We start from the raw sequence: 21,670 nt of genomic DNA on the forward strand, positions 1-21,670 counted from the left end.
GGAGTGGCCGCGGCCCTGCTGGCGAACGTCCTGTACAGCACCGGATTCGTCCTGGAGAAGCGGGCGCTCGCCGCGCTGCCGGAGGTGAACATCCGCCGCCCCGCCCGCCTGCTGCGCCTGGTCGTCGGCTCTCCCCTGTGGATCGGCGGCTCGCTGTCCCTGGCCGCCGGGTTCGGGGCGCAGCTCGCCGTCTACCGCACGCTGCCGATCGCCGCCGCGCAGGGCATCTTCGTCTCCGGTCTGGTGCTGCTGGTGCTGCTGTCGGCCCGGCTGCTCGGCGAGGAGACGACCGGGCGGGAGCGGTACGCGCTCGGCGCGATCCTCGCCGCGCTGCTGATGGTGGTGCTGTCGCTGAGCGAGGGCTCCGACTCGGTGGGCCGCGGCGCCCCGGCCCCGCTGATCCTGCTGGTGTGCGTGCCCTCGCTGGCGGCGGGGCTGTGGCTGTACGGCTCCGCCGAGCGCCGGGCCCGCCACCGGCACCGCATGCCGACCACCGGAGTGGAGTACGGCGTCGCGGTGGGCCTGCTGTACGGCGTCAGCTCGCTGGCGATCAAGGGCGTGTCGAGCTACCTGACCACGAGCGGGCTGGGCTCGGCGGCCCTCGGCCTGCTGCGCTCGCCGTACCCGTATCTCCTCATGTTCACCGGTGTGTTCGGCCTGGTCATGTCGCAGGCGGCGCTCCAGCGCTGCCGGGCCTCGCTGATCGTGCCGGTCTGCACGACCGTGACGTGCCTGTTCACCGCGGTGCTCGGGACCCTGGCGTTCGGCGAGGCGCTGCCGCACGAACCGGTGCGGCTCGCCCTGCGGATCGCCGGGACCGCGCTCGCGGTCTCCGTCCTGCTGGTCATGCCCAAGCACGACACCGCTCCCCAACCCATCTCCGGCGCCAAGGAGTTGACCCCATGAACCCGGACGACCCGCTGCTCAGGATCCTGGCCTGCCCGCTCGACAAGGGGCCGCTGCACCTGCTCGTCCCCGACCAGTCGAAGGCCGCGGCGGAGGAGGCGCTCTACAACCCGCGGCTGCGCCGCCGCTACCCGATCGTCGACGGCATCCCGCAGCTGCTCCCGTCCTCCGGGGAGCAGGTCACCGAGGACGAGCACGAGGACCTGCTCGGGCGGATGGCGCCATGACCACGCTGGCCGCCCGTCTCGCGCCCTTCCTGCCGGTGCGGCTGGTCGCCGCGGGCGCCCGGCTGGTCTACCCGCGCTTCGAGCCCGAACTGGCGCGCCTGGCCGAGCTGTGCCCGGCGGACTGCGAGACCGCGGTCGACGTCGGCGGCTGGTACGGGCCCTGGACCCGGCTGCTGTCCCGCCGGGCCCGCCGCGTGGTGACCGTGGAACCGGTCCCGCACCTCGCCCGGCTGGTGTCCTCGGCGGGCTTCCCCGGCGTCCGCGTGATCACCGCCGCCGCCTCCGACCGGACCGGCACGGCCCGGCTGTGGCTGCCCGCGGGCGACCCCGGCGACCGGGGCGTGTCCTCGCTGGTCCGCCGGGACATCCACGCCCGCGCCGTCGAGGTCCCCTGCGTCACCCTGGACAGCCTGGAGCTGCGCGGTGTCGGCTTCGTGAAGATCGACGTGGACGGCAACGAACTGGCGGTCCTGCGCGGCGCCGACACCCTGCTGGCCCGCGACCGCCCGGCCCTCTTCGTCGAGCTGGAGTCCCGCATCCAGCCGGTCGCCCCGGTCGTCTCGCACCTCGCCGAGCGGGGGTACGCGGGCTGGGTGCTGCCCGGCGACACCTGGCGCCCGCTCGCCGGCTTCCCCCTGGAGGAGCACCAGGCCCGCACCGCGCACGTGGTCTCCCGCGGCCTGCTGCGCCGGGTGCTGCCGTGGCGCGGCCCCCGGTACGTGAACTCGGTGCTGTTCCTGCCGGACGGCCGCCGTCCGGGCGGGGACCGCGTAGGCGAGGATGGGCCGCATGCCGGCCAGACGACCCGCCACCTCGTTCACCCCACTCGACTTCCAGCTGGTCCTGCTGCGCCGCATGGCCGACCACAACCCTGACCTGGTCGAGGACGCCCGGCACGAGCTGGGCGCCTCCCTGGCGGACATGCGCGAGGCCAACCGCCGCTGGCAGGCGATGCTGCGCTCGCCGCGCTCCCGGGGAGCCGCCGCCCGCTACCGCTCCGTCCTCGGCACCCCGGAGTCCGTCGAGGAGCGCCGGATCGGCGACCTGGACTGCGAGGCCCTGCTCTGGCCCGTCCCGCTCTGGCCGGACCTGCGCTTCGAGGTGCTGCTCGCCCCGAACGGCGTGGCCTGGAACGAGTGGCTGGTCCGGGCCCCGGGCGCCGCGGGCCCCGCGCTGCGCACGCTGGACGACCTGCGCCCCTGGTCCTGCACGGTCGACGAGGCGGCCCGCGCCTTCGCCCCGGTCCGTCCGCTGGAGGGCAGCGCGCCGACCCGCTGGGGGCTCGCGTTCACGGCACGGGACGGATCGGGCGTGCCGCGGGCGTGCGCCGCCGAGTTCACCTGGGGGCTGCTCCAGCGGGTGGCGGTCAGCGAGCGGCCCGGATGACGGCCTCCGCGACGACGTGCAGGGACTCCGGGTGCAGCCAGAGGAACAGGTTCGGCTCGACAAGTTCGAGTTCCATGACCCGCGGCTCGCCGTCGTCGCCGTCGACCAGGTCGACCCGGGCGTAGAGCAGCTCGGGGGCGGCGCCCTCCCCGCCCGCGGCGGCCGCGACGGCGTCCGGGACGGCGGCCAGCGCCCGCTCGGCCACGAGGAGTTCGGCGGGCGTCACCTCCCAGTCCTGGAGCTGCGGGTGCGGCACCTTGACCCCGTCGTAGGGCGTCCCGGGCTCCAGGACGGCGCCCTTGCGGCTGGCGTGCAGGAAGCGCCCGCCGAAGAACTGGAGCGCCCGCTCCCCGGCGGCGTCGATGTTCCGCAGGTAGGGCTGCACCATCGCCGTCAGGCCCTCGGCGTGCATCCGCGCGAGCTGCCGGGCGGCCGTCTCCCGTTCCGCGGGGGTGTAGCGGGCGGCGAAGCGGGCGCCCGCGCCGGCGGTGGGCTTCACCACGAACTCGTGGTCCTCTGGGAGTTCGGCGTCCTCGCCCGGGGCGACGTAGCGGGTCGGGACCACCGGGACCCCGGCCGCCGCGAGGTCCCCGAGGTAGCGCTTGTCGGTGTTCCACCGCACCACGTCCGCCGGGTTGGCGAGCCGGGTCAGCTTCCCGCACAGCTCGGCCCACGCCACGAACTCGGCCACCCGCCAGCTGTAGTCCCAGGTGGACCGGATCAGGACGAGGTCGAAGGCCGCCCAGTCGACCTCCGGGTCGTCCCAGTGGGCGACGACGGCGTGCGCGCCGGCGTCCTCCAGAGCCTCCTTCAGGGCCGGCAGGTCCCGGTCGGCGTTGCCGTTCTCGCCGGGCCGGTAGGTGACGAGTGCGACGCGGGCACGGACTGTGGTGCGGGCCACGGTGGCTCCATCCTCAAGTGTTCCGGCGGTCCAGCCGCAGGCTAACAAGCGTCCTGGCAGCGCAGACAGCGGATGTCCCCCGGCGTCCCGGGCGGCCGGTCAGGAGGCGGGGACGTGGGCCGGCACGGCGCTCGCGCGGTCCCGGACCGCGCGGATGTCGGCGGTTCTGCGCAGGGTCCGGGAGACGGCCTCGATCTCCTCCAGGAGGTCCTCGACGTCCGGGCTGCCGAGGGAGCGGGCGGCGTCGTCGGCACGGCGCTTCCTCCGGGTGTCGACGGCGTCCTGGACCGTCACCACGTGGGCGAGCAGCCGGGCGTCCCGCTCGCCGAAACCCTGGCCCAGCGCCGCGTCGTGGGCACGGCGGCGCAGGTCCTCGTCGAGGTAGCGGGCGAGGTGGAGCAGCTCGTCCCGGATGAACGTCTCGCGGCGCGTCAGGCGCAGTTCGGGCGCGGCACGCAGCTTGAACGCCACCCGCCCGTCCGTGACGGTGCGCATCAGCCGGTACAGCGGCCGCAGCCGCCAGTGGCTGAGCCGGGTGCGTGTACGGCGCTGGAGGTACTGGCCGGTGTGCGGCAGGACGAAGCCGACCGCGATGAGGACGGCGGAGACGCAGGCGACGGGAGGTGCCAGGTCGGTGCTCAGCCAGTCCAGGTCGTGGCCGGTCCAGCGGGCGAGGACGGCGGAGAGTTTCGCGCCGTCGTAGAGGAGGTTCATGGCGTATCCGACGCCCATGAACCGCAGGCCGCCGCGCAGCCACGGGCCGAGTCCGCCGGTGCGGATCCAGTTCCAGATCACCCGGGACGTGACGAGGCAGGCGGCGGTGTGCGCGAGGAGGTAGAGCAGGATCTCCTCGCGCATGAAGGCCGTTCTGGCGTAGTACGTGTCCAGGTCGCGCACCCGCTCGTCGGGGACGTCGGCGAGCGCGAACAGCGCCCACAGCGCGACGATGACGCCCGTGTAGAGGGCGAGGACCCACCGGGTGGCGCGGCGGGTCCGCGGGGAGTGCTCGGACAGCCCGTTGCGCCAGGCGATGACCAGCAGCAGGCAGGAGCCGCAGAACGCGGTGAGCAGCGTGTAGACCACCGGCGCCGAGATGTTGGGCACGCCGGTGACGCGGTTGGTCCAGGCGATGGTGTCGGGTGCGGCGAAGACGAAGACGGCGCAGGCGAGCAGCAGCAGGCCGCCGACGGCGCGCAGCAGCGGGTCCTGCCAGAGCTTGATGATGCCGGGCAGCCTGATCGCGAGGGCGACCGCGAGGACCGCCAGCGGTATCCAGAACGAGATGTACATCCCGTCGAGGAGGCCGGCGGGGTTCACCGCTGTCCGCTCCTCGGGTCGCGGTAGCCGAGCGACGCCTGGATGGCCCGGCCGACGGGGTCGGCGGGGCCCTCGGCGCCGGGACCGGTCACCCAGGACCGGAAGGCGCTGGCGAGGTGCAGGCCGAACTCCTCGGCCTCCGCCTCCTCGGCCTCGTGGGAGCCGTTGCGGGCGGCGACGGTCAGCGCGATCCCGGGCCAGGTCGGGGTGCCGGGCAGGGCCCGTACGCCGGCTGCACCGGACGGTCCGGGGCCGGGGCCGCCGGACAGGGCGCGCGCGGCCTCGGCGGCGCCGACCACGTGGTGGTCGCGGTGCCCCTCCTTCAGGTGCCACAACTCGTGCCCGAGGATGACCAGTTGCTGCACGGTCTCGGCACGTTCCTCGACGATGACGAGGTCGAAGTCCTGGAACTGGAGCCAGAGTCCGGTGACCTCGATCTCGTCGGGGAAGCGCTCGAAGCGCAGTTCGACGGGACGGCCGTCGCGCCGCCTGCTCATCTCCGCGCACAGGGCGCGGGCCAGTTCGCGCACGTCGACCGGCGGATCGAGCCGGCCGCGCAGCGCGCGGGTCAGCTCGGCGGCGAGCGCGCGCATCTCGGAGTCGGCCCTCGGCGGGAGCAGCGCCGCGACCGCGTCCGCCGCCCGCCGTACGCGGGCGGTGAACGCCCCTCTCCCACGGGGGAGTTTCACCGTCGCCTCTCCTCACGGTCCGGCCGCCCGTCGGGCACGGGCAGGGCCGCCCGGCCGCCCGGCTCCGGCGTCCCGGCGGTAGAGGGCAGGGACTCACTCACTCATGGACTCCCGGCAGTTGACCCGTCAAGTGTCGCTGAAGGCCGAGACTACGGGCCCCGCCCGGCCCGCGCCATGCCTCCCGGACGACTGGGCCCCGGACACGGCCGGAACCGCACGGGGCGGCGGCCGGTGGCCGCCGTGGCGCCGGAGACCCGTCGCGGGACGGCCGGCCGGCCCGCCCGTGCCCGGGTGGCGCGATCGCTGCCCCGGTCGGGGCGGGACGGCCGCGGAGCGGGCACGATCGCGTCATGGCGATCTCAGGAACGGACGCGTACGACCACTTCGCGGAGCCTCTGCCCCCGCTCGTCGGGCGGGCCGTCGCCGCCGCGCGGCGCCACGGCTTCACGCACTCGTGCCGGCCCGAACAGGGGCGGCTGCTCCAGCTGCTGGCGGGCGGCGCCCGGTACCGGATCGGCGAGACGGGCACGGGGTGCGGTGTCGGGATGGCATGGCTGGCGTCGGGGGCGCGGGAGGGCGTCGAGCTGATCAGTGTGGAACGGGACGCCGGGCGGGCGCGGGTGGCCGCCGAGGTGTTCGCCGACCGGCCCGACGTGCGGATCGTGCACGGCGCGTGGCAGCGGATCGGCGAGCACGGCCCGTACGACCTGCTGGTGCTGGACGGCGGCGGCCACGGCAAGGGGCACGACGACGGCACGGCCGGGCTGTTCCCGCTGCTCTCCCCCGGCGGCACGATCGTGGTGGACGACTTCACGCCGGCCACCAGCTGGCCGCCCCTGCACCAGGGCGTCCTGGACCGGGCCCGGCTGCACTGGCTGAACCATCCGCTGCTGCACGCGACCGAGGTGCGGCTGGCCGCGGACCTGTGCACGGTGGTCGGCACCCGCAGACCGCCGGCCGCCGACCGGCTGCACGCGCTGGAACGCGGCCAGATCTGCCGGGGTGTGGTCACCCACACGCCCCGCTTCGGCGTGTTCGTCGACCTCGACGGCATCGAGGGGTTCGTCCGCGTCCCCGAACTCACCTGGCGGCACGTCGACTCCGTGGACGACGTGGTCCGGGTCGGCCAGGAGGTCACCGCGCAGGTGCTGGACATCGACGCGGAGCGCCAGCAGGTGCAGCTCTCCCTCAAGGCGCTCCAGCCGGACCCGATGGCCGCGCTCGGCCGGGACGGGCTCGGCCGGGTGGTGCGCGGGACCGTCACCCAGGTCGCCCCCTTCGGGGTGTTCGTACGGGTCGCCGACGGGCTCCAGGGGCTGGTGCACAAGGACGCGCTCGCCACCCTGCCCTCCCCGCCCCGGCCGGGCGACGAGCTGACCGTCGAGATCGTCGGCATCAACCTCGTACTGCGGCGGATCTCCCTGGCGTTGGTGTAGGAACAAGAACGAAGACAAACCCAGACGAGCCCAGACGAGCCCTGCGACCTAGGAGTACGCCGCGTGTCCTCCCTCTTTCCGGCCCTGACGGGCGGCTCGGCCGCCGCGCGGCCCGCGCTGCGCTTCGGCGACCGCTCCCTGACGTACGCGGAACTCGCCTCGGCGGCCGGTGCCCTGGCCCCGCGGCTCCGTGACGCCGGCCGGGTCGCCGTGTGGGCGACGCCCGCGCTGGAGACCGCCGTCGCCGTCGTGGCCGCGCTCCAGGCCGGTGTGCCCGTCGTACCGCTCAACCCGAGGTCGGGCGAGGGCGAGCTGGGGCACATCCTGGCCGACAGCTCCCCCTCGCTGGTGCTGGCCGCCGCGGGCGACCGGCTGCCGCCCGCGCTGGACGCCCTGGCGCGTACCGACGTCGACGCGCACGCGACGGGACCGGCCGCGGAGACCGCCGGCGCGGACCCCGCCGCGCCCGCCCTCGTCGTCTACACCTCCGGCACCACCGGGCCGCCCAAGGGCGCCGTGATCCCGCGCCGCGCGGTCTCCTCGACGCTGGACGCGCTGGCCGACGCCTGGGGGTGGACCGGCGACGACGTGCTGGTGCACGGGCTGCCGCTGTTCCACGTGCACGGGCTGATCCTGGGCGTCCTCGGACCGCTGCGGCGCGGTGGTGCCGTGCGGCACCTGGGCCGGTTCAGCACGGAGGGCGTGGCGCGCGAGCTGGCCGACGGCGCGACGATGCTGTTCGGGGTGCCGACGATGTACCACCGGATCGCGGAGGCGCTCCCGGGCGATCCCGGCCTCGCCGCGGCGCTCGGCGGGGCGCGGCTGCTGGTGTCCGGCTCGGCCGCGCTGCCCGTGCACGACCACGAGCGGATCGCGGCGGCCACCGGGCGCCGGGTGGTCGAGCGGTACGGCATGACGGAGACGCTGATGATCACGAGTGTGCGGGCGGACGGCGAGGCCCGCGCGGGGACGGTCGGGGTGCCGCTGCCGGGCGTCGACGTGCGCCTCGTCGAGGAGGACGGCACCGTCATCGGCGGGTACGACACCGACGGGACGCCGGTGGGCTCGACGGACGGGGAGCGGGTCGGCGAGATCCAGGTGCGCGGGCCGAACCTCTTCAGCGGCTACCTGAACCGGCCCGACGCGGACGCGGCCGCGTTCACCGGGGACGGCTGGTTCCGCACCGGTGACGTGGCGGTGCGCGACGGCGACGGGTACGTGCGCATCGTCGGCCGCAAGGCCACCGACCTGATCAAGAGCGGCGGTTACAAGATCGGGGCGGGCGAGATCGAGAACGCGCTGCTGGAGCATCCGGCGGTGCGGGAGGCCGCCGTCACGGGTGAGCCGGACGCCGATCTGGGCGAGCGGATCGTGGCCTGGGTGGTGCCGCAGGAACCGGCGGGGCCCGCTCTCGGCACCGAACTCGCCGACCACGTGGCGGCGCGGCTCGCCCCGCACAAGCGTCCGCGCACGGTGCGCTTCCTGGAGTCGCTGCCCCGCAACGACATGGGCAAGATCATGAAGCGGGCGCTGCGGCATGACTGACCGTCACTCGGCCCGCGAGGCCCTCGCCCTGGCCACGGCTGGCGCCGTCTTCACCGAACTCCCCGTCCCCGAGGGCGAGTCGGAGCCCGACGGTCCCCTGGACTGGCAGGGCTACGGCGCCGCGCGCGACCGGGCCGCGCTGCGCACCGGCGAGACGGAGTCCGTCGTGTGCGGGCGGGCGTCCGTCGGCGGCACCGCCGCCGTGCTCGTCGCCTTCGAGTTCGGGTACCTGGGCGGCTCGCTCGGCGAACGGACCGGCGACCGGCTGGAGGCCGCGTACACGTACGCCCGCGAGCACCGCCTGCCCGTCGTCTCGCTCGTAGCGACGGGCGGCAGCCGGATGCAGGAGGGCATGCTCGCCCTCACCCAACTCCAGCGGGTGGCACGGCAGTCGGCGCTCACCCGGGAAGCCGGGCTGCCGCAGATCGCGGTGCTGCGCGATCCGACGACGGGCGGCGGCTGGGCGACCCTGGGCGCGGGCGCCGACGTGAACCTCGCGCTGCCCGGCGCCCAGGTCGGCTTCGCGGGCTCCCGGGTGCGTCCGCCCGACGCGGACCCGGCGGCGTACACGGCCGAGGCGCAGCTGGCGTCGGGCGCGGTCGACGCGGTCGTACGGCCCGAGGACCTGAGCGGGACGCTGGCGCTGTACCTGGCGCTGCTGACCGCGCCGTCCGCCGAGCCCGCGCCGCCTCCGCCGTCCCCGGGGCCGCCCGCCGGTCTCCCCGCCACCGGCTGGGACGCCGTCCTGCGTGCCCGCTCCCCCGAACGGCCGTGCGCCGAGGCCTACTTGAGCACCTACTTCAGCCGGCGGGCGCCGATCCGCGGTGACCGTTGCGGCGGCACGGACGACGGGATGCTGTGCGGCTTCGGCGAGCACGCGGGGCGGACCGTCGCGTACGCCGCCCAGTGCGGGACGGCCACCCGTCCCGCCGGGTACCGCACCGCCGCCCGGCTGATCCGTCTGGCGGACCGGCTCGGCATCCCCGTCCTGACGCTCGTGGACACGCCAGGCGCCGCCAACGACGCGGACGCCGAACGGCAGGGCGCGGGCGCCGCGATCGCCGACGTGTTCGCCGCGGTCGCCGGAGCCCGCGTCCCGATCACCACGGTCGTCGTCGGCGAGGGGGGTTCCGGGGGCGCCCTCGCCCTCGCCGCCCCGGGCAACACCTGGGCGGCGCCGGACAGTTACTTCTCGGTCATCGCGCCGGAGCTCGCCGCCGCGATCCTCAAGCGTCCCGCGGACCGCGTGCGCGCGACGGCCGACCAGCTGCGCGTACGCCCCCAGGACCTGGTCGCCCTGGGGGTCGTCCGCGGCGTGACCGGGCCGGGGGCTACCGCACCCCCACCGCCCGGATGATCTCCTGGCGCACCGAGCCGCCCCGGTCGTCGTCCGCCGACGCGCGCAGCGAGACGTACCGGGCGTCGCGGGGCACGGTCAGCGTCCCCCGCCAGGACGCGCCGTCCCCGGAGAGGCGGACCGTCCGCCACGTCTTCCCGTCGTCGTAGGACACGTCGAGCCGCCCGCCGCCGAGGGTCCCGGTGCCGGCGGCGTGGGCGACGTACTCGGCGGACAGCCCGACCGGCACCCGGGCGCCGCCGCGGACGTCGCCCGCGAGGTCGGTGCCGATGTCGTAGCCGAGGTTGATCAGAGGCAGCAGGGTCCAGTGGTCCTCGGGGGTGGCGGCCGACCTCAGGGTCCACTCGGAGCGGCTCCGCACCGACAGCCGCCAGCGGTCGGGGTCGAGGGCGGTGTCGGTGACGACCCGGTAGGTGTGCTCGTCGGCGGGCGCGTCCCAGACGTACGCGCCGGAGCCGGTCCGCCGGTCGACGAGGACGCCGTCCTGGTGGACCTCGGTGGTCTGGGTCATGCCGCTGCCCTCGCTCCACACGTCGCCGAAGCCGGTGTGGTCGGGGCCCGAGTCGCCCCAGCCCGGGGTGTTGAACTGGATCTGGTTGCCGGCGCGCTGCTGGCCCCAGCCGAGTCCGGTGCCGAGCCACGGGTGCCAGACGGGCCTGAACCAGTCGAGCGCGGTGCGCGTCCCGCCCCGGTACCGGAGCACTCCGCTGCGCTCCTCCAGCGCGCCGTCCGCCATCGTCACCGACTCGTGCCACTGCTGGCCGGGGCCGGTGGAGACGTGATCCGTCCGCTCGGCCGGGTAGTCGATCCGCTCCAGGAAGCCGATGCCGACGGGGAAGGCGTCGGTGAGCGAGTACCGGAACTCGCCGCCGCCGACCGGCTCCGACGCGTGGAACCGGGTGTCCAGGACGGCGAGTTCACGCCGATCCGGCGCGTACGTCAGGTCCCCGCGCGGGACGGCGCCGCGGTGGCCCTCGGAGAGGTCGTACACGTACGGGGTGTTGCGCGTGCCGGTCATGTCGACGCGGCGGGCCGCGCGCAGCCGTGCCGCGTCGGCCGTGTTCACGGTGGCGATCTGCAGCGGCCGGTCCGCGTTGTCGTCCGTGCCGAACCAGGCCATGAGCCGTCCCGGCGCGTCGTCCGTCACGAAGAGTGCCTCGGCTCCGGCGTCCTGGGCGGCCTGGGCGAGCGCGGCGGGCTCGGTGCCGGCGGGCAGCCGCGCGAGGACGGCCCTGCCGCGGACGCCGGTGAGGGCGCCGCCCGTGAAGGTCCCGGCGTCGACGAGCGGCAGCGTGCTGTGGCCCTCGGCCAGGGTGCCGCCGGGCTGGACGACGGCCTCGCCGATCCCCTTGACCTGGAGCAGTGGTTTGCCGAGCCGCCACACGGTCCGGTACTCGAAGGTCCCCTCGGTGACCTTCGAGGTGGGCGCGGCGAAGACGCTGTCGTACGCGAGGGGCACCTGCACGGCGCCGAACAGGTCGGAGCCGCCGGCGTCGCGGTCGTACTCCATGAGGAGCTGCCGCGTCTCGGTGCGCCGGCCGACCTCGGCGTCGATCTCCTGGAGCGTCCGTCCGTCCAGGGTGACCTCGCGGTCGCGGTCGAGGACGATCTCGGGTGCGGCGAGGAAGCCGAGGCCCAGGGAGTCGCGGCCGTGTCCGCCGCGCACGTCGAGGAAGGAGGTCACGCTGTACGTGCCCGGTACCAGCCGCAGTCGCAGCGTCCCGGAGTCGCCGACCGCCGCCGGGAACGGTTCCGCGTCCCGGGCGAGCCGCTGCACGGTCAGGCCGGCGGCCGCGGCGGCTCCGTCGCGGTCCTTGACGTGCACGGTGAGCGTGTACCGCTCCTCCTCCTTGACCAGCCCGAACGCGGTGTGCGCGACCGGCTTCCCGTCGGCGCTGGCCACGATCCGCCCGGAGGTGTTCCCCACCGGTGCCTTCGCCCCGTCGCCGGTGACGGTGGTGGCGGCGGTGCCGTGCGCGGGCACGGTGAGCCGGTCGTCGGCGAGCGTGACCGCGCCGTCCGGGGCGCCCTGCGCGGCGAGACTCAACTCGATCGGCGCATCGGAGGAGTTCGTGTAGGTGAGCGTCCTCGTCACGGGCTTGTCCGTGTCGTAGGGCCAGCGGTGGTAGCCGAGGTCGGCGCTGCCGGTGGCGGTGATCCGCGCGTTCACCGCGTCCGGCACGTCCACCCGGCCCGCCCCCAGTACGTAGGCGGACGCGTCGAGCGGCGTGGACGTCGACATCAGCGCGTCCTTGAGCCGGGCGCCGGTCCAGTCGGGGTGCGCCTCGGCGAGGAGCGCGGCGACACCGGCGACGTGCGGGGTCGCCATCGACGTACCGCTCATGGAGGTGTAGGGGCCGCTGCCCTCGGCGAGGGAGGAGCGGGCGGCGAGGATGCCGACACCCGGCGCGGACAGGTCCGGCTTGAGCGCGTTGTCCCCGGAGCGGGGGCCCGCGCTGGTGAAGTACGCGGCCTCGTCGGCGGAGTCGACCGCGCCGACGGTCAGCGCGGAGTCGGCGGCGCCGGGCGAGCCGATCGACGACGGGGCGCCGGTGTTGCCCGCGGCGACGACGAAGAGCGCGCCGGTCTCAGCGGAGAGGGCGTCCACCGCCGCGGCCATCGGGTCGGTGCCGTCGCTCGGCTCGGCCGACCCGAGGCTCATCGACACCACGTCGGCGCCCACGTCCCGCGCAGCCCACTCCATGCCGGCGATGATCTGCGACTCGCTGCCGGAGCCCTGGTCGCTCAGCACCTTCCCCACGGCGAGGGTGGCGTCCGGCGCCACGCCCCGCTCCTTGCCCTCCGAGGCGGCGCCGCTGCCGCCGACGGTCGACGTGACGTGCGTGCCGTGCCCGTTGCGGTCGGCGACCTCCTCCCCGTCGATGAAGCTGCGGGTGGCGGCGACCCGTCCGGCCAGGTCGGGGTGGCCGGTGTCGACGCCCGTGTCGAGGACGGCGACGGTCACGCCCTTGCCCGTCAGCCCGGCCTCCCAGGCCTCCGGCGTGCCGATCTGGGCGTTGCTCTCGGCCATGTCGGCCGTGACCCGCCCGTCGAGCCACACCTTGCCGACGCCGTCCTGCCGGGTCAGCGACCGCCACAGGCTCCGCCCCTTGCCGGCGTCGACGGCGACCGCGCGGATGCTGGGAAGGGCGCGGGTCCGCTCGGCGCCGCGCGGGGTCACCGCCCGCGTGCCCTTGTCGTACGTCACGATCAGCGGCAGCTCGTCGGTCCTGCCGTCGCCCAGCCCCTGCCGTATCAGCCCGCTGACGTCGAACAGCCGCCGGTCGAGCGTGCCCGCCCGCAGATACGGCAGCGCCTCGTCCGGCACGACGGTGACGGCGCCGTCCGCGACCTCGGTCCGCACGGCGCCTGTTGCGCCCCGCGGCCGTTCGACGGTGACGGTCTTCCGGCCGCCCGCCAGGTCCGTGACGGTGACCTCGTCCCCGGTGATCAGGGTGACGGTGCGGGAGGTGTCCGCGGCGCGCGCGGCGGGGGCACCGGCCGCGGTCCCGGCGGTCGCGGGTCCCGCGGGCAGCAGCGCGCACACGAGTCCGGCCGACAGCAGCGTCGCCCCGCGTCTGGCTCTTCCTCTGGTCATGGAAGCCTCTCTGGCTCTTCTCGCCGGCGGCGCCGGCGGCACGCGTCGCGGACGGGGTGGTGGCCGCGCGCTGCGAAGAGTGTCGGGGCCCCTGTGTTACGGGGAAGTCGACGCGGCCTGGCGGGAAGCTGCCCTGGCGGCTTCCCGCCAGGGCAGCCGCGGCGACCGCGGCGGGACCATCGCCGCGCACCGTCCGAAACCACCCGTCCGGCCGCACCCCGCCCGGCCCACCCCAGCAGGCGACGCCCCGTCAGGTCCCGCACGATGCGAATGAGGACCGCTGTCCGGCGGAGTCTCACGGTCTGTGCTCTCGGGAGGAACCGCCATGACCGGCAGTCTGGATCAGCTGCGCCGCTGTCACTTCGCCGTCGACCTGGGGGCGGCACGGACCCGTGTGTACGTGAAGGGGGCCGGGCTCGTCGTCGACCAGCCGAGCGCGGCCGCCATCAACACGAAGACCGGCGCCCTGATCGCGGTCGGCGAGTTCGCCGAGCGGATGACGGGCCGTACCCCCGACTACATCCGCGTGGTGCGGCCGGTGTCCGGCGGCACCGTCGTCGACATCGAGATGGCCCAGCGCATGCTGCGCCAGCTGCTCGGCGACAAGGTCCGCCGCGCGCTGCGCCGCAAGCCGCGGCTGCGGGCCGCCGCCTGCACCCCGCACGACGCCGACCCGCTCGCCCAGCGCGCGGCGATCGAGACGCTGGTCGGGCTGGGCGCACGGCGGGTGGAGCTGGTCGACACGCTCATCGCCGCCGCCGTCGGCTGCGGTCTGCCCGTCGAGCAGCCCGAGGCCACCATGGTCATGGTCTGCGGGGCCGCCGCCACCCAGGTCGCGGTGCTCTCGCTCGGCTCGATCGTCACCGCCGAGCGCATCCCGGTGGGCGGCGAGGCCGTCGACCACGCGATCGTCCAGCACCTGCGCCACCAGCACGAACTGATGCTGCCGAGCCAGTCCGTACGCCCGCTTCAGCTGGCCCTCTCCGGGAACGGGCTCACCCCGCACGGACCCGCCGTCACCGAGATCCACGGACGGGACGTCGCCACCGGCCTCGCCCGCTCCGTGCAGGTCGACACCGCCGCCGTGCGCGACGCCATCCAGACCCCGCTGACCGCCGTGCTCGACGGCATCGGCAAGGTGCTGCGCGACTGCCCGCCCGACCTGGTCGCCGACCTCGCCGACCGCGGGATCATGATGGTCGGGGGCAGCGCCCTGCTCCCCGGACTCGACCAGATGCTGCGGCAGGCGACCGGTATGCCGGTGCACATCGCCGAGCGTCCCGACGTGTGCGCGGTCCAGGGCCTCGGCTACATGCTGGAGGGCCGGATCGAGCCCCTGGTCCTGGATCCGCTGGCGGGCTGACGTGCGGCGATGACCGACCCCGTCCCCCGCCTCCCGTCCCTGCTGGAGGCGGTCCTGAGCGTCGGGACCGACCTGGAGCTGCGGGCCACGCTCCAGCACATCGTCGACGGCGCGGCGGAGCTGACGGGTGCCCGGTGCGCGGCGCTCGCCATGGTCGACCCGAAGCACGAGGGGCTGATGGAGATCCGCACGGCGGGCCTGTCCGCGACCGACCGCACCCCGGTCGGCCGCACGGACGACTTCCTGGGGGTCTCCATCCGCGTGGACGACGAGGTGTTCGGCAACCTCTACCTGGTCGACAAGCCCCAGGGCCCCTTCACGGACGAGGACGAGCAGCTGCTGCGCGTCCTGGCCACCCAGGCCGGCATCGCGATCGGCAACGCCCGGCTGTACGAGACGGCCCGGCAGCGCGAGCGGTGGATCGAGGGCGCGGCGGCCGTCACGAACGCGCTGCTGACCGGCGAGGCCGCGGCCGACGCCCTGATGACGGTCGCCGAGCGGGCCCGGATCCTCGCGGACGCCTCCGCCGGCGTCATCCTGCAGCCCACCGACGAGGGCGGCATGGAGATCGTCACCGCCTCCACGCTCGACGACCCCGGGGACATCGTCGGCACCGTGATCGAGCCGGGCAGCCCGGTCCTCGAACAACTCCTCGGCGGGCAGCCGGTGTTCGTGGAGGACTCCGCCACGGACCCCCGGATGACGACGCACGTGCGCCACCGGTTCGGGCCGAGCATGCTGCTCCCGCTCCAGACCGCGGGCCGGCTCATCGGCACCCTCGCCCTGCCCCGGCACCGCGGCGCCCGCCCGTACACGCCGGTGGAGCGACTGCTCGCCACCCAGTTCGCCTCCCAGGCGGCGGTGGCGCTCGTCCTCGCCGACGCCCGTCAGCACCGGGAGCGGCTCGCCGTCCTGGAGGACCGCGACCGGATCGCCCGCGACCTGCACGACCTGGTCGTCCAGCGGCTGTTCGCGACGGGCATGATGCTGGAGTCCACCCAGCGCCGTACCGGGGGCGAGGACGTGTACGACATGCTCGGCCGGGCCGTGGACGAGCTCCAGTCCACCGTCCAGGAGGTCCGTACGGCGATCTTCGCGCTGCAGCAGCCGCCCGCCGACGCCCCCACCACCTTCCGCGGCAAGGTCCTGCGGGAGACGGCCGGGACCGCCGCGCTCCTCGGCTTCCAGCCGTCGGCGCGCTTCACCGGGGCCGTCGAGAGCCGGATCACCGAACCCGTCGCCGGTCATCTGCTCGCCGCCCTGCGCCGCGCGCTGGCCGCCGCGTCCCGGCGCCCCGGGGTCCGCCGGGTGGAGGTGACGGTCGACGCGACGGCGGTGCTGCCGGACGGCCGGCCGGGCGTACGGCTGACGGTGTATGACGATGGGTCGGCGGAGGCGGGCGCAGCGGGCACGACGAAGACGTGGCAGTCGCCCCTGTGAGCTGCCCGTGCGCCTCGAACACCCGTCGCCCGGCCGGATTCCCGACGCTAGTGTGGAAGGGACGGCCTCGACTGCGAAGGTGGTTCTCGTGACCAGGATCGGCGTCACCGGGCACCGAGGGATTCCCGCCGCCGCACTGCCGTCCGTCCGCGCCGGCATCGGAGCCGAACTCCGCGGCTGCGCGGGCACCGAGGCCCTGAGCAGCCTCGCGGCCGGCGCCGACCAGCTCTTCGCGGAACTCGCCCTCGACCACGGCATCCCGGTCACCGCGGTGATCCCGGGCATGGACTACGAGGCCCATCTCGGCGGCGACGAGGTGCGGGCCGCCTACCAGCGCCTGCTGAAGGCGTGCTCTTCCCGGGTGAAACTGCCCCCGGAGCCGACGCACGAGGAGGCGTACTACGCGGCCGGCCGCTGGATCGTCGACCACGCGGACCGGCTGGTCGCCGTCTGGGACGGCCGCCCGGCGCGGGGCCTCGGCGGCACCGCCGACGTGGTGCGGTACGCGCGCCGCAACGGCGTTCCCGTGCGGGTGCTGTGGCGCCCCGGGGTGGTCAGGCACTAGCGGGCGCCGCGGACCCGGGGGCGCGCACGGCTCCCCGGGCGTCCTCCACGAGCCGTCCCTGCCGCGCCGTCAACTGCCGAAGCGCACCAGCCAGTCCGTGTGCTGCGGGCTCACCAGCCGCTCCGCCTCCGCGACCGCCTCCGCCCAGCCGTCCTCGGTGACCGTCGTCGCCATCCCGATCCGCGCGGTCTCCAGGTCCTGCTCTATCAGCGAGTGCGCGTACGTCAGAGGGCGGTGCCGGCGGACCTCCTGCCAGGCCACGCCGCCCGCCGCCGCCGCGCTCAGCACACCGGTGAGGTCCCAGTCGCCCAGCGCCCCCATCGCCCGCAGCACCGCCGCGAAGAGCGCCAGCAGCGTCAGTACGGCTGTGACGGTCGACCAGCGGGCGGCGGCCCGCCGGGCCTGGGCGGCGCTGTTGCCGTACCAGACGAGCTGCTCCAGGACCCGGTCGCGCAGATAGAAGTCCCGGCGCACCTCGAACGGCTTGGCCCGCACCGCCCGCATGGCGGGGGTGATCTGGCCGGCGCCGAGCCCGGCGGCGGAACGCTCGTCCTCCCAGCCCACCTTGCGCAACTCCCGCAGCCGGTCGGTCAGCCGTTCCGTGAACATGCCGTCCGGGTCGGCGAGTCCGGTGCGGAACGGGCCGCCGTGCACCATGTACTGCCAGGCGAGCGACTTCACGGTCTCGGCGACCGCCCGGTGTGCCTGCCAGTGCGCACGCGCGCGCCGCCGGGAGGCGTGGACGCCGATGACGATGGTCAGGGCGTAGAGAACGGCGGCGAGCGCGGCGACGGCGTGGTCGTCCACGTGCTCCGCGAGGGTGGCGGCGCAGGTGGCGAGCAGCAGGACGACCAGCTGGGCCCGGACGGCGAGGAACGATTCACTCTGCCGGCTCAACGCCTGCCGGTCACTCTCGTGGAACAGCGGAGGCAGGTCACCCGCGCTCAAGGTGGTGCTCGGTACGGGAGTCCCGTCCCCCATCGCCGCCCCCCGGTGGTAAAAGGTGTGAGCCGACATCGTCGCGCCGAACGCGGGGCTGGACCAGTACTCTCTCGGCGAAAGACCCGCGCCCTCCCGACAGCCCTCGCCGCCACCCAATACCCGTGCCAGCAAACGGAGTTGGGAATTCACGACCGCCTGCGCCCGACGGTCTCCGGCGCTCCCGAGAACGGCCCGCGACAGCTGCCGGGACCCGGGAAACGAGGTGCTCAGGCGCCGTGCGCGGGGTCCCGGTCGCGGCCCCCGCCGACGGCCCCCGCGAGCGGGATCGCGCCCGTTCCCCGCCCGGCCTCCGCCCGGGCCGGCCGCCTCCCCCGGACGTCTCCGGGGACCCGGCGCACGCAGGCGGACCGACATCTTTCGGCCGTGTGCCTCCACTCTCCGAAGGGAACCCGGCGGGCACGACCCGCCGCGGGGCACCCTCTTGACGGGGCATCGCCCGCTCCGTAGCGTCACGCCCGTACGCACATGTGATCGGCATTCACATCCAGGGACGAGTACGCGCACGAGGGCGAGGGCGAGACCGATGACCATGTTCCAGCGACGTGTGGTGGTGTCCGGCGGAGGCACCGGGATCGGCCTGGCGACTGCGGAGCTGTTCGCCGCGGACGGGGACCGGGTGGTGCTCCTCGGGCGCCGCGAGGACGTGCTGCGCAAGGCGGTGGAGAAGCTCAACGACTGCCACGGCGCCGCCACGGCGACCTGGTACGCGGCCGACCTCTCCGACCCGGAGCAGGTGGCCGCCGCGACCGAGTTCATCGCCACGGACGAGACCCCGGTCGACGTCGTGGTCGCCAACGCGGGCGGCAACGTGGCCCCCACGAACGACGGCACCCTCGCCTCCATCGCCGACAGCTACCGCCGCAACTTCGACGCCAACGTCCTGACGGCCGTCCTGCTCACCGAGGCGCTCCTGCCCCACCTGCGCCGTCCCGGCGGCCGCATCGTGCAGGTCTCCTCGATCGCCTCCCTGCGCGGCCCGGGCTCCTACGGCGGCTCCAAGGGCTGGATCAACACGTACACGTACGACCTCGCCCGGCGCCTCGGCCCCGAGGGGATCACCGCGAACGCGGTCGCCCCCGGCTTCGTCGGCGACACGGAGTTCTTCGGCGACCGCGCCACTCCGGAGTTCGTCGCGGCCCGCGTCTCGGAGTCCCTCACCGGCGAACCCGGCCGCCCCGCGGAGATCGCCGCGGCCATCCGCTACGTCAGCTCCCCCGAGGCGGGCTACATGACCGGGCAGCTGCTGCACATCAACGGCGGCGCGGCGCTGGGCCGCTAGGGGCACCCGGCCGCGGCCCCGGCAGGACGGACCCCGGAGACGACGAAAGCCCCTCGTACGACGAGGGGCTGACGGTACCGTCCCGGGCTGAAACGTTCCTGCGGGAGGACGCCTTGGTGGGGCGGGTGGGACTCGAACCCACGGCCGACGGATTATGAGTCCGCTGCTCTAACCGGCTGAGCTACCGCCCCATTACGGCGCGTCGCGCACATTTGTGCGCGCCGTCTGCCGCAGCATAGCCGCTCATACGATCTCCTGCTTCGGATGGTCGGCTTCGCATGACCTTGAGGACCACGGCGCGCGGCGCACGGTTCCCGCGGACATGAAAAAGGACCCCTGAGGGGCCCTCTTCCACTGCTCTCCCGACTGGACTCGAACCAGTAACCTGCCGGTTAACAGCCGGCTGCTCTGCCAATTGAGCTACAGGAGACCGAGCTCCCCCGACTGGACTCGAACCAGTAACCTGCCGGTTAACAGCCGGCTGCTCTGCCAATTGAGCTACGGAGGAATGTCTCGTTGCATCGAACGCACCTACCTGGGTATTCGCCAGGGGGCGCGCGTTCGCTGCGACACATACATTAGCGCAAGCAGGGGGGTGCTCCGCCAATCGGTACTCCGCTGCGACCGATGCCGACGCAAGGGAAGGGTGGCTGCCATGCGCTACCGGCTCATGTTCATCACCGGACTGGCTCTGGGTTACGTGCTGGGCACGAGGGCCGGTCGTGAGCGCTACGAGCAGTTGAGGAAGAGCGCCCGACAAGTGGCGCAGAACCCGGCGGTGCGCAACACCGCCGAGAGTGCCGCCCAGCAGGGGCGGCAGATCGCGGGCAAGGCGTACCACGTGGTCAGCGAGAAGGTGGGCGACCGCGTCCCCGACTCCGTGGCGGACCGTGTGCGGTCCCTGCGGGAGCGGAACGCCGGCCCCGGCGAGGACGACTGGGGCACCACGAACACCTGAGGTCACACGCACCACGGCCGCCGGCGGACACCCGTCCACCGGCGGTCGCGCATGTCGCCAGGGGCCCGGCCGGCGCGCGCCCGGCGCACACACCCCCCTTCGTACGGCAGAATTTCCGCCATGGGGATAGTCGCCGGGTTGGACAGTTCGCCCGATTTCACTCGTATCGTCGTCTGCGACACCGACACGGGTGCCGTGCTCCGGCAGGGGTATGCCCCGCATCCGGTCGAGAGCGCCGAGGGCGGCCGTCCCTCCGACGTCGACCCGCAGGCCTGGCTGCTGTCGCTGGGCGAGGCCGCGAGCGGCGGGCTCCTCGAAGGCGTCCAGGCGATCGGCGTCTCCGCGCAGCAGAACGGGCTCGTCCCCCTGGACGCGCAGGGCAACACGGTGCGGCCCGCGCTGGTCGGCGGGGACAAGCGGGCGCAGGTCGCGGCGGCGGACCTGATCGACGCGCTCGGCGGGCGCGAGGCGTGGGCGCAGGCCGTGGGCTGCGTGCCGCAGGCGGCGCAGCCGGTGACCAAGCTGCGCTGGCTCAGCCGGACGGAACCGGAGTCGGCGCTGCGCACCGCGGCGCTGCTCCAGGCGCACGACTGGCTCGTGTGGCAGCTGCTCGGGCGGCCCGCGCGGCGCACCACCGACCGCGGCGGGGCCTCCGGCACCGGCTACTGGTCGGCGGCCACCGGCGCGTACCGGCCGGACCTGATCGAGCTGGCGCTCGGGCACCAGGCCGTGCTGCCCGAGGTGCTCGGCCCCTCGGAGGCCGCCGGCACCACCCCGGAAGGGCTGCTGATCTCCGCCGGGACCGGCGAGACGATGGCGGCGGCCTTCGGCCTCGGGATCGGGCTCGGGGACGCCGTCGTGTCCCTGGGGGCCTCCGGGTCCGTGATGGCCGTGCACCCCGAGGCGCTGGTCGACTCCTCCGGGATGATCACCTCGCTGGCGGACGCCACCGGCATGCACCTGCCGGTCGTCCACACCCTCAACGCCGTACGGGCGCTGCGCGGCGCGGCCGAACTCCTCGGGCTGCCGGACCTGGAGAGCCTGTCCGACCTCGCGATGAAGTCGACGCCGGGAGCGCACGGCCTGGTCCTGCTGCCGTACCTGGAGGGCGAGCGGACGCCGAGCCTGCCGTACACGGCGGGGACGCTGGCCGGGCTCAGGCGGGAGTCGATGAAGCCCGAGCACCTGGCGCGGGCCGCCTTCGAGGGCATGCTGTGCGGGCTCGCGGACGCCCTGGACGTACTGCGCGGCCGGGGTGTCGACGTCCAGCGGGTGTTCCTGCTGGGTGCCGCCGCCGAGCTGCCCGCCGTCCAGGCCGCGGCGCCCTCGCTGTTCGGCGCGCAGGTCGTGGTGCCGCAGCCCGCCGACTACGCGGCGCTCGGCGCGGCCCGGCAGGCGGCCTGGGCGCTCGGCGCCTCGCAGGGCGTCCTCGACCCCCGGCTGCCACCCGTATGGCGGGGTGCCGCCGCGCAGGTGTTGGAGCCCGGCGAGGAGCTGGCCGTGGGTCAGGCCGTACGCCAGCAGTACGTGTCCGTACGGGAACAGACGCATCCCGGGGCGTTCCGGGTGTGAACGGCCCGGCCGGGGCGGCGCCGCCCCGGTTCCCGGCCCCCGGGAAAGGGGCGGACCGGGCGGAGATTTCGTCCGTCCTTGGACCGCTCTTGGGTTAATCGGTTGAGGTAACACGGGTGGAGTGCCCGA

At 74.8% G+C, this 21,670-nt stretch carries 18 protein-coding genes and 3 tRNA genes; 13 read left to right on the plus strand and 8 right to left on the minus strand.

Annotated features, from left to right (window positions below; genetic code table 11):
* Positions 1–3: 3 nt before the first annotated feature.
* Genes ACFYQQ_RS05985 through ACFYQQ_RS06000 form a run of 4 tightly spaced genes read left to right on the plus strand, consistent with a single transcriptional unit; the run spans position 4 to position 2,519 of the window.
* On the plus strand, positions 4–906 hold the full coding sequence (locus ACFYQQ_RS05985) for a hypothetical protein (RefSeq protein WP_355785330.1): 903 nt from the start codon (positions 4–6) through the stop codon (positions 904–906).
* A complete protein-coding gene (locus ACFYQQ_RS05990; protein ID WP_355785323.1) occupies positions 903–1,133 on the plus strand; it encodes a Trm112 family protein in 231 nt (76 codons plus the stop codon). Before ACFYQQ_RS05985 ends, ACFYQQ_RS05990 begins: the two co-directional genes overlap by 4 nt.
* On the plus strand, positions 1,130–2,008 hold the full coding sequence (locus tag ACFYQQ_RS05995; RefSeq protein ID WP_355785320.1) for an FkbM family methyltransferase: 879 nt from the start codon (positions 1,130–1,132) through the stop codon (positions 2,006–2,008). Before ACFYQQ_RS05990 ends, ACFYQQ_RS05995 begins: the two co-directional genes overlap by 4 nt.
* Complete coding sequence (locus tag ACFYQQ_RS06000; RefSeq protein ID WP_355785317.1) at positions 1,914–2,519, plus strand: hypothetical protein; 606 nt, start codon at positions 1,914–1,916, stop codon at positions 2,517–2,519. Before ACFYQQ_RS05995 ends, ACFYQQ_RS06000 begins: the two co-directional genes overlap by 95 nt.
* Here ACFYQQ_RS06000 and ACFYQQ_RS06005 read toward each other — a convergent pair.
* The 3 genes from ACFYQQ_RS06005 to ACFYQQ_RS06015 all read right to left on the minus strand — a co-directional run bounded on the left by ACFYQQ_RS06005 (position 2,500) and on the right by ACFYQQ_RS06015 (position 5,426).
* Positions 2,500–3,420 carry a hypothetical protein gene (locus ACFYQQ_RS06005; protein WP_355785314.1) on the minus strand — a complete coding sequence of 307 codons (921 nt, stop codon included), beginning with the start codon at positions 3,418–3,420 and terminating at the stop codon, positions 2,500–2,502. The genes ACFYQQ_RS06000 and ACFYQQ_RS06005 overlap by 20 nt on opposite strands.
* A gap of 99 nt (positions 3,421–3,519) precedes the next feature.
* On the minus strand, positions 3,520–4,710 hold the full coding sequence (locus tag ACFYQQ_RS06010) for an MAB_1171c family putative transporter (protein ID WP_356168440.1): 1,191 nt from the start codon (positions 4,708–4,710) through the stop codon (positions 3,520–3,522).
* Positions 4,711–4,733: 23 nt separating this feature from the next.
* Positions 4,734–5,426 carry a toxin-antitoxin system, toxin component gene (locus ACFYQQ_RS06015; RefSeq protein ID WP_356168378.1) on the minus strand — a complete coding sequence of 231 codons (693 nt, stop codon included), beginning with the start codon at positions 5,424–5,426 and terminating at the stop codon, positions 4,734–4,736.
* Between the two features lie 350 nt (positions 5,427–5,776).
* Between ACFYQQ_RS06015 and ACFYQQ_RS06020 the strand changes: the two genes are divergently transcribed.
* The 3 genes from ACFYQQ_RS06020 (at position 5,777) to ACFYQQ_RS06030 (ending at position 9,764) form a co-directional block, all read left to right on the plus strand.
* Positions 5,777–6,862 carry a S1 RNA-binding domain-containing protein gene (locus ACFYQQ_RS06020; RefSeq protein WP_356168381.1) on the plus strand — a complete coding sequence of 362 codons (1,086 nt, stop codon included), beginning with the start codon at positions 5,777–5,779 and terminating at the stop codon, positions 6,860–6,862.
* A gap of 63 nt (positions 6,863–6,925) precedes the next feature.
* Positions 6,926–8,407, plus strand: a complete 1,482-nt coding sequence (locus ACFYQQ_RS06025; RefSeq protein ID WP_388903671.1) for an acyl-CoA synthetase — start codon at positions 6,926–6,928, stop codon at positions 8,405–8,407.
* A complete protein-coding gene (locus ACFYQQ_RS06030; RefSeq protein ID WP_388903673.1) occupies positions 8,400–9,764 on the plus strand; it encodes a carboxyl transferase domain-containing protein in 1,365 nt (454 codons plus the stop codon). Before ACFYQQ_RS06025 ends, ACFYQQ_RS06030 begins: the two co-directional genes overlap by 8 nt.
* Here the strand turns inward: ACFYQQ_RS06030 and ACFYQQ_RS06035 are convergent.
* Complete coding sequence (locus ACFYQQ_RS06035) at positions 9,739–13,362, minus strand: S8 family serine peptidase (protein ID WP_388903675.1); 3,624 nt, start codon at positions 13,360–13,362, stop codon at positions 9,739–9,741. The two genes, ACFYQQ_RS06030 and ACFYQQ_RS06035, sit on opposite strands and share 26 nt — an antisense overlap.
* A gap of 325 nt (positions 13,363–13,687) precedes the next feature.
* On the opposite strand from ACFYQQ_RS06035, the gene ACFYQQ_RS06040 reads away from it, so the two are divergent.
* The 3 genes from ACFYQQ_RS06040 (at position 13,688) to ACFYQQ_RS06050 (ending at position 16,730) form a co-directional block, all read left to right on the plus strand.
* The gene (locus ACFYQQ_RS06040; protein ID WP_356168392.1) at positions 13,688–14,725 is read left to right on the plus strand and encodes a rod shape-determining protein; all 1,038 of its coding nucleotides are present in this window, start codon (positions 13,688–13,690) and stop codon (positions 14,723–14,725) included.
* Positions 14,726–14,734: 9 nt separating this feature from the next.
* The gene (locus ACFYQQ_RS06045) at positions 14,735–16,165 is read left to right on the plus strand and encodes a GAF domain-containing protein (RefSeq protein ID WP_355786488.1); all 1,431 of its coding nucleotides are present in this window, start codon (positions 14,735–14,737) and stop codon (positions 16,163–16,165) included.
* An 88-nt stretch (positions 16,166–16,253) separates the two neighbouring features.
* Complete coding sequence (locus ACFYQQ_RS06050) at positions 16,254–16,730, plus strand: hypothetical protein (RefSeq protein ID WP_356168396.1); 477 nt, start codon at positions 16,254–16,256, stop codon at positions 16,728–16,730.
* Positions 16,731–16,799: 69 nt separating this feature from the next.
* Here the strand turns inward: ACFYQQ_RS06050 and ACFYQQ_RS06055 are convergent, their stop codons facing one another.
* Positions 16,800–17,711: a DUF4231 domain-containing protein gene (locus tag ACFYQQ_RS06055; protein WP_388903678.1), complete on the minus strand. Its 912-nt coding sequence runs from the start codon at positions 17,709–17,711 to the stop codon at positions 16,800–16,802.
* A 550-nt stretch (positions 17,712–18,261) separates the two neighbouring features.
* Here ACFYQQ_RS06055 and ACFYQQ_RS06060 point away from each other — a divergent pair.
* Entirely contained in the window at positions 18,262–19,011 is a 750-nt protein-coding gene (locus ACFYQQ_RS06060; RefSeq protein ID WP_355785436.1) for an SDR family oxidoreductase, read from the plus strand.
* 114 nt (positions 19,012–19,125) lie between these two features.
* Here ACFYQQ_RS06060 and ACFYQQ_RS06065 read toward each other — a convergent pair.
* The 3 genes from ACFYQQ_RS06065 to ACFYQQ_RS06075 all read right to left on the minus strand — a co-directional run bounded on the left by ACFYQQ_RS06065 (position 19,126) and on the right by ACFYQQ_RS06075 (position 19,519).
* A tRNA-Ile gene (locus ACFYQQ_RS06065) sits at positions 19,126–19,202 on the minus strand.
* A 166-nt stretch (positions 19,203–19,368) separates the two neighbouring features.
* A tRNA-Asn gene (locus ACFYQQ_RS06070) sits at positions 19,369–19,441 on the minus strand.
* A gap of 5 nt (positions 19,442–19,446) precedes the next feature.
* Positions 19,447–19,519: transfer RNA gene (locus ACFYQQ_RS06075), tRNA-Asn, on the minus strand.
* Between the two features lie 147 nt (positions 19,520–19,666).
* Here ACFYQQ_RS06075 and ACFYQQ_RS06080 point away from each other — a divergent pair.
* Together ACFYQQ_RS06080 and ACFYQQ_RS06085 are read left to right on the plus strand one after the other, a co-directional pair.
* Positions 19,667–19,969, plus strand: a complete 303-nt coding sequence (locus tag ACFYQQ_RS06080) for a YtxH domain-containing protein (RefSeq protein WP_355785439.1) — start codon at positions 19,667–19,669, stop codon at positions 19,967–19,969.
* 120 nt (positions 19,970–20,089) lie between these two features.
* Positions 20,090–21,541 (plus strand): FGGY family carbohydrate kinase, encoded by a 1,452-nt coding sequence (locus ACFYQQ_RS06085; RefSeq protein WP_355785442.1) that lies wholly within the window; start codon positions 20,090–20,092, stop codon positions 21,539–21,541.
* Positions 21,542–21,670: the final 129 nt, after the last annotated feature.

Source organism: Streptomyces sp. NPDC005496, assembly GCF_042872045.1.
Classification (GTDB): Bacteria; Actinomycetota; Actinomycetes; order Streptomycetales; family Streptomycetaceae; genus Streptomyces.

Bases quoted from the DNA above. Each gene is read 5' to 3' on its own strand.
- ACFYQQ_RS06000 (WP_355785317.1), top strand. From the start codon at position 1,914: ATGGGCCGCATGCCGGCCAGACGACCCGCCACCTCGTTCACCCCACTC.
- ACFYQQ_RS05995 (WP_355785320.1), top strand. From the start codon at position 1,130: ATGACCACGCTGGCCGCCCGTCTCGCGCCCTTCCTGCCGGTGCGGCTG.
- ACFYQQ_RS06055 (WP_388903678.1), bottom strand. From the start codon at position 17,711: ATGGGGGACGGGACTCCCGTACCGAGCACCACCTTGAGCGCGGGTGAC.
- ACFYQQ_RS06080 (WP_355785439.1), top strand. From the start codon at position 19,667: ATGCGCTACCGGCTCATGTTCATCACCGGACTGGCTCTGGGTTACGTG.
- ACFYQQ_RS05990 (WP_355785323.1), top strand. From the start codon at position 903: ATGAACCCGGACGACCCGCTGCTCAGGATCCTGGCCTGCCCGCTCGAC.
- ACFYQQ_RS06060 (WP_355785436.1), top strand. From the start codon at position 18,262: ATGTTCCAGCGACGTGTGGTGGTGTCCGGCGGAGGCACCGGGATCGGC.
- ACFYQQ_RS06045 (WP_355786488.1), top strand. From the start codon at position 14,735: ATGACCGACCCCGTCCCCCGCCTCCCGTCCCTGCTGGAGGCGGTCCTG.
- ACFYQQ_RS06030 (WP_388903673.1), top strand. From the start codon at position 8,400: ATGACTGACCGTCACTCGGCCCGCGAGGCCCTCGCCCTGGCCACGGCT.
- ACFYQQ_RS06040 (WP_356168392.1), top strand. From the start codon at position 13,688: ATGACCGGCAGTCTGGATCAGCTGCGCCGCTGTCACTTCGCCGTCGAC.
- ACFYQQ_RS06035 (WP_388903675.1), bottom strand. From the start codon at position 13,362: ATGACCAGAGGAAGAGCCAGACGCGGGGCGACGCTGCTGTCGGCCGGA.
- ACFYQQ_RS06020 (WP_356168381.1), top strand. From the start codon at position 5,777: ATGGCGATCTCAGGAACGGACGCGTACGACCACTTCGCGGAGCCTCTG.
- ACFYQQ_RS06010 (WP_356168440.1), bottom strand. From the start codon at position 4,710: ATGTACATCTCGTTCTGGATACCGCTGGCGGTCCTCGCGGTCGCCCTC.
- ACFYQQ_RS06085 (WP_355785442.1), top strand. From the start codon at position 20,090: ATGGGGATAGTCGCCGGGTTGGACAGTTCGCCCGATTTCACTCGTATC.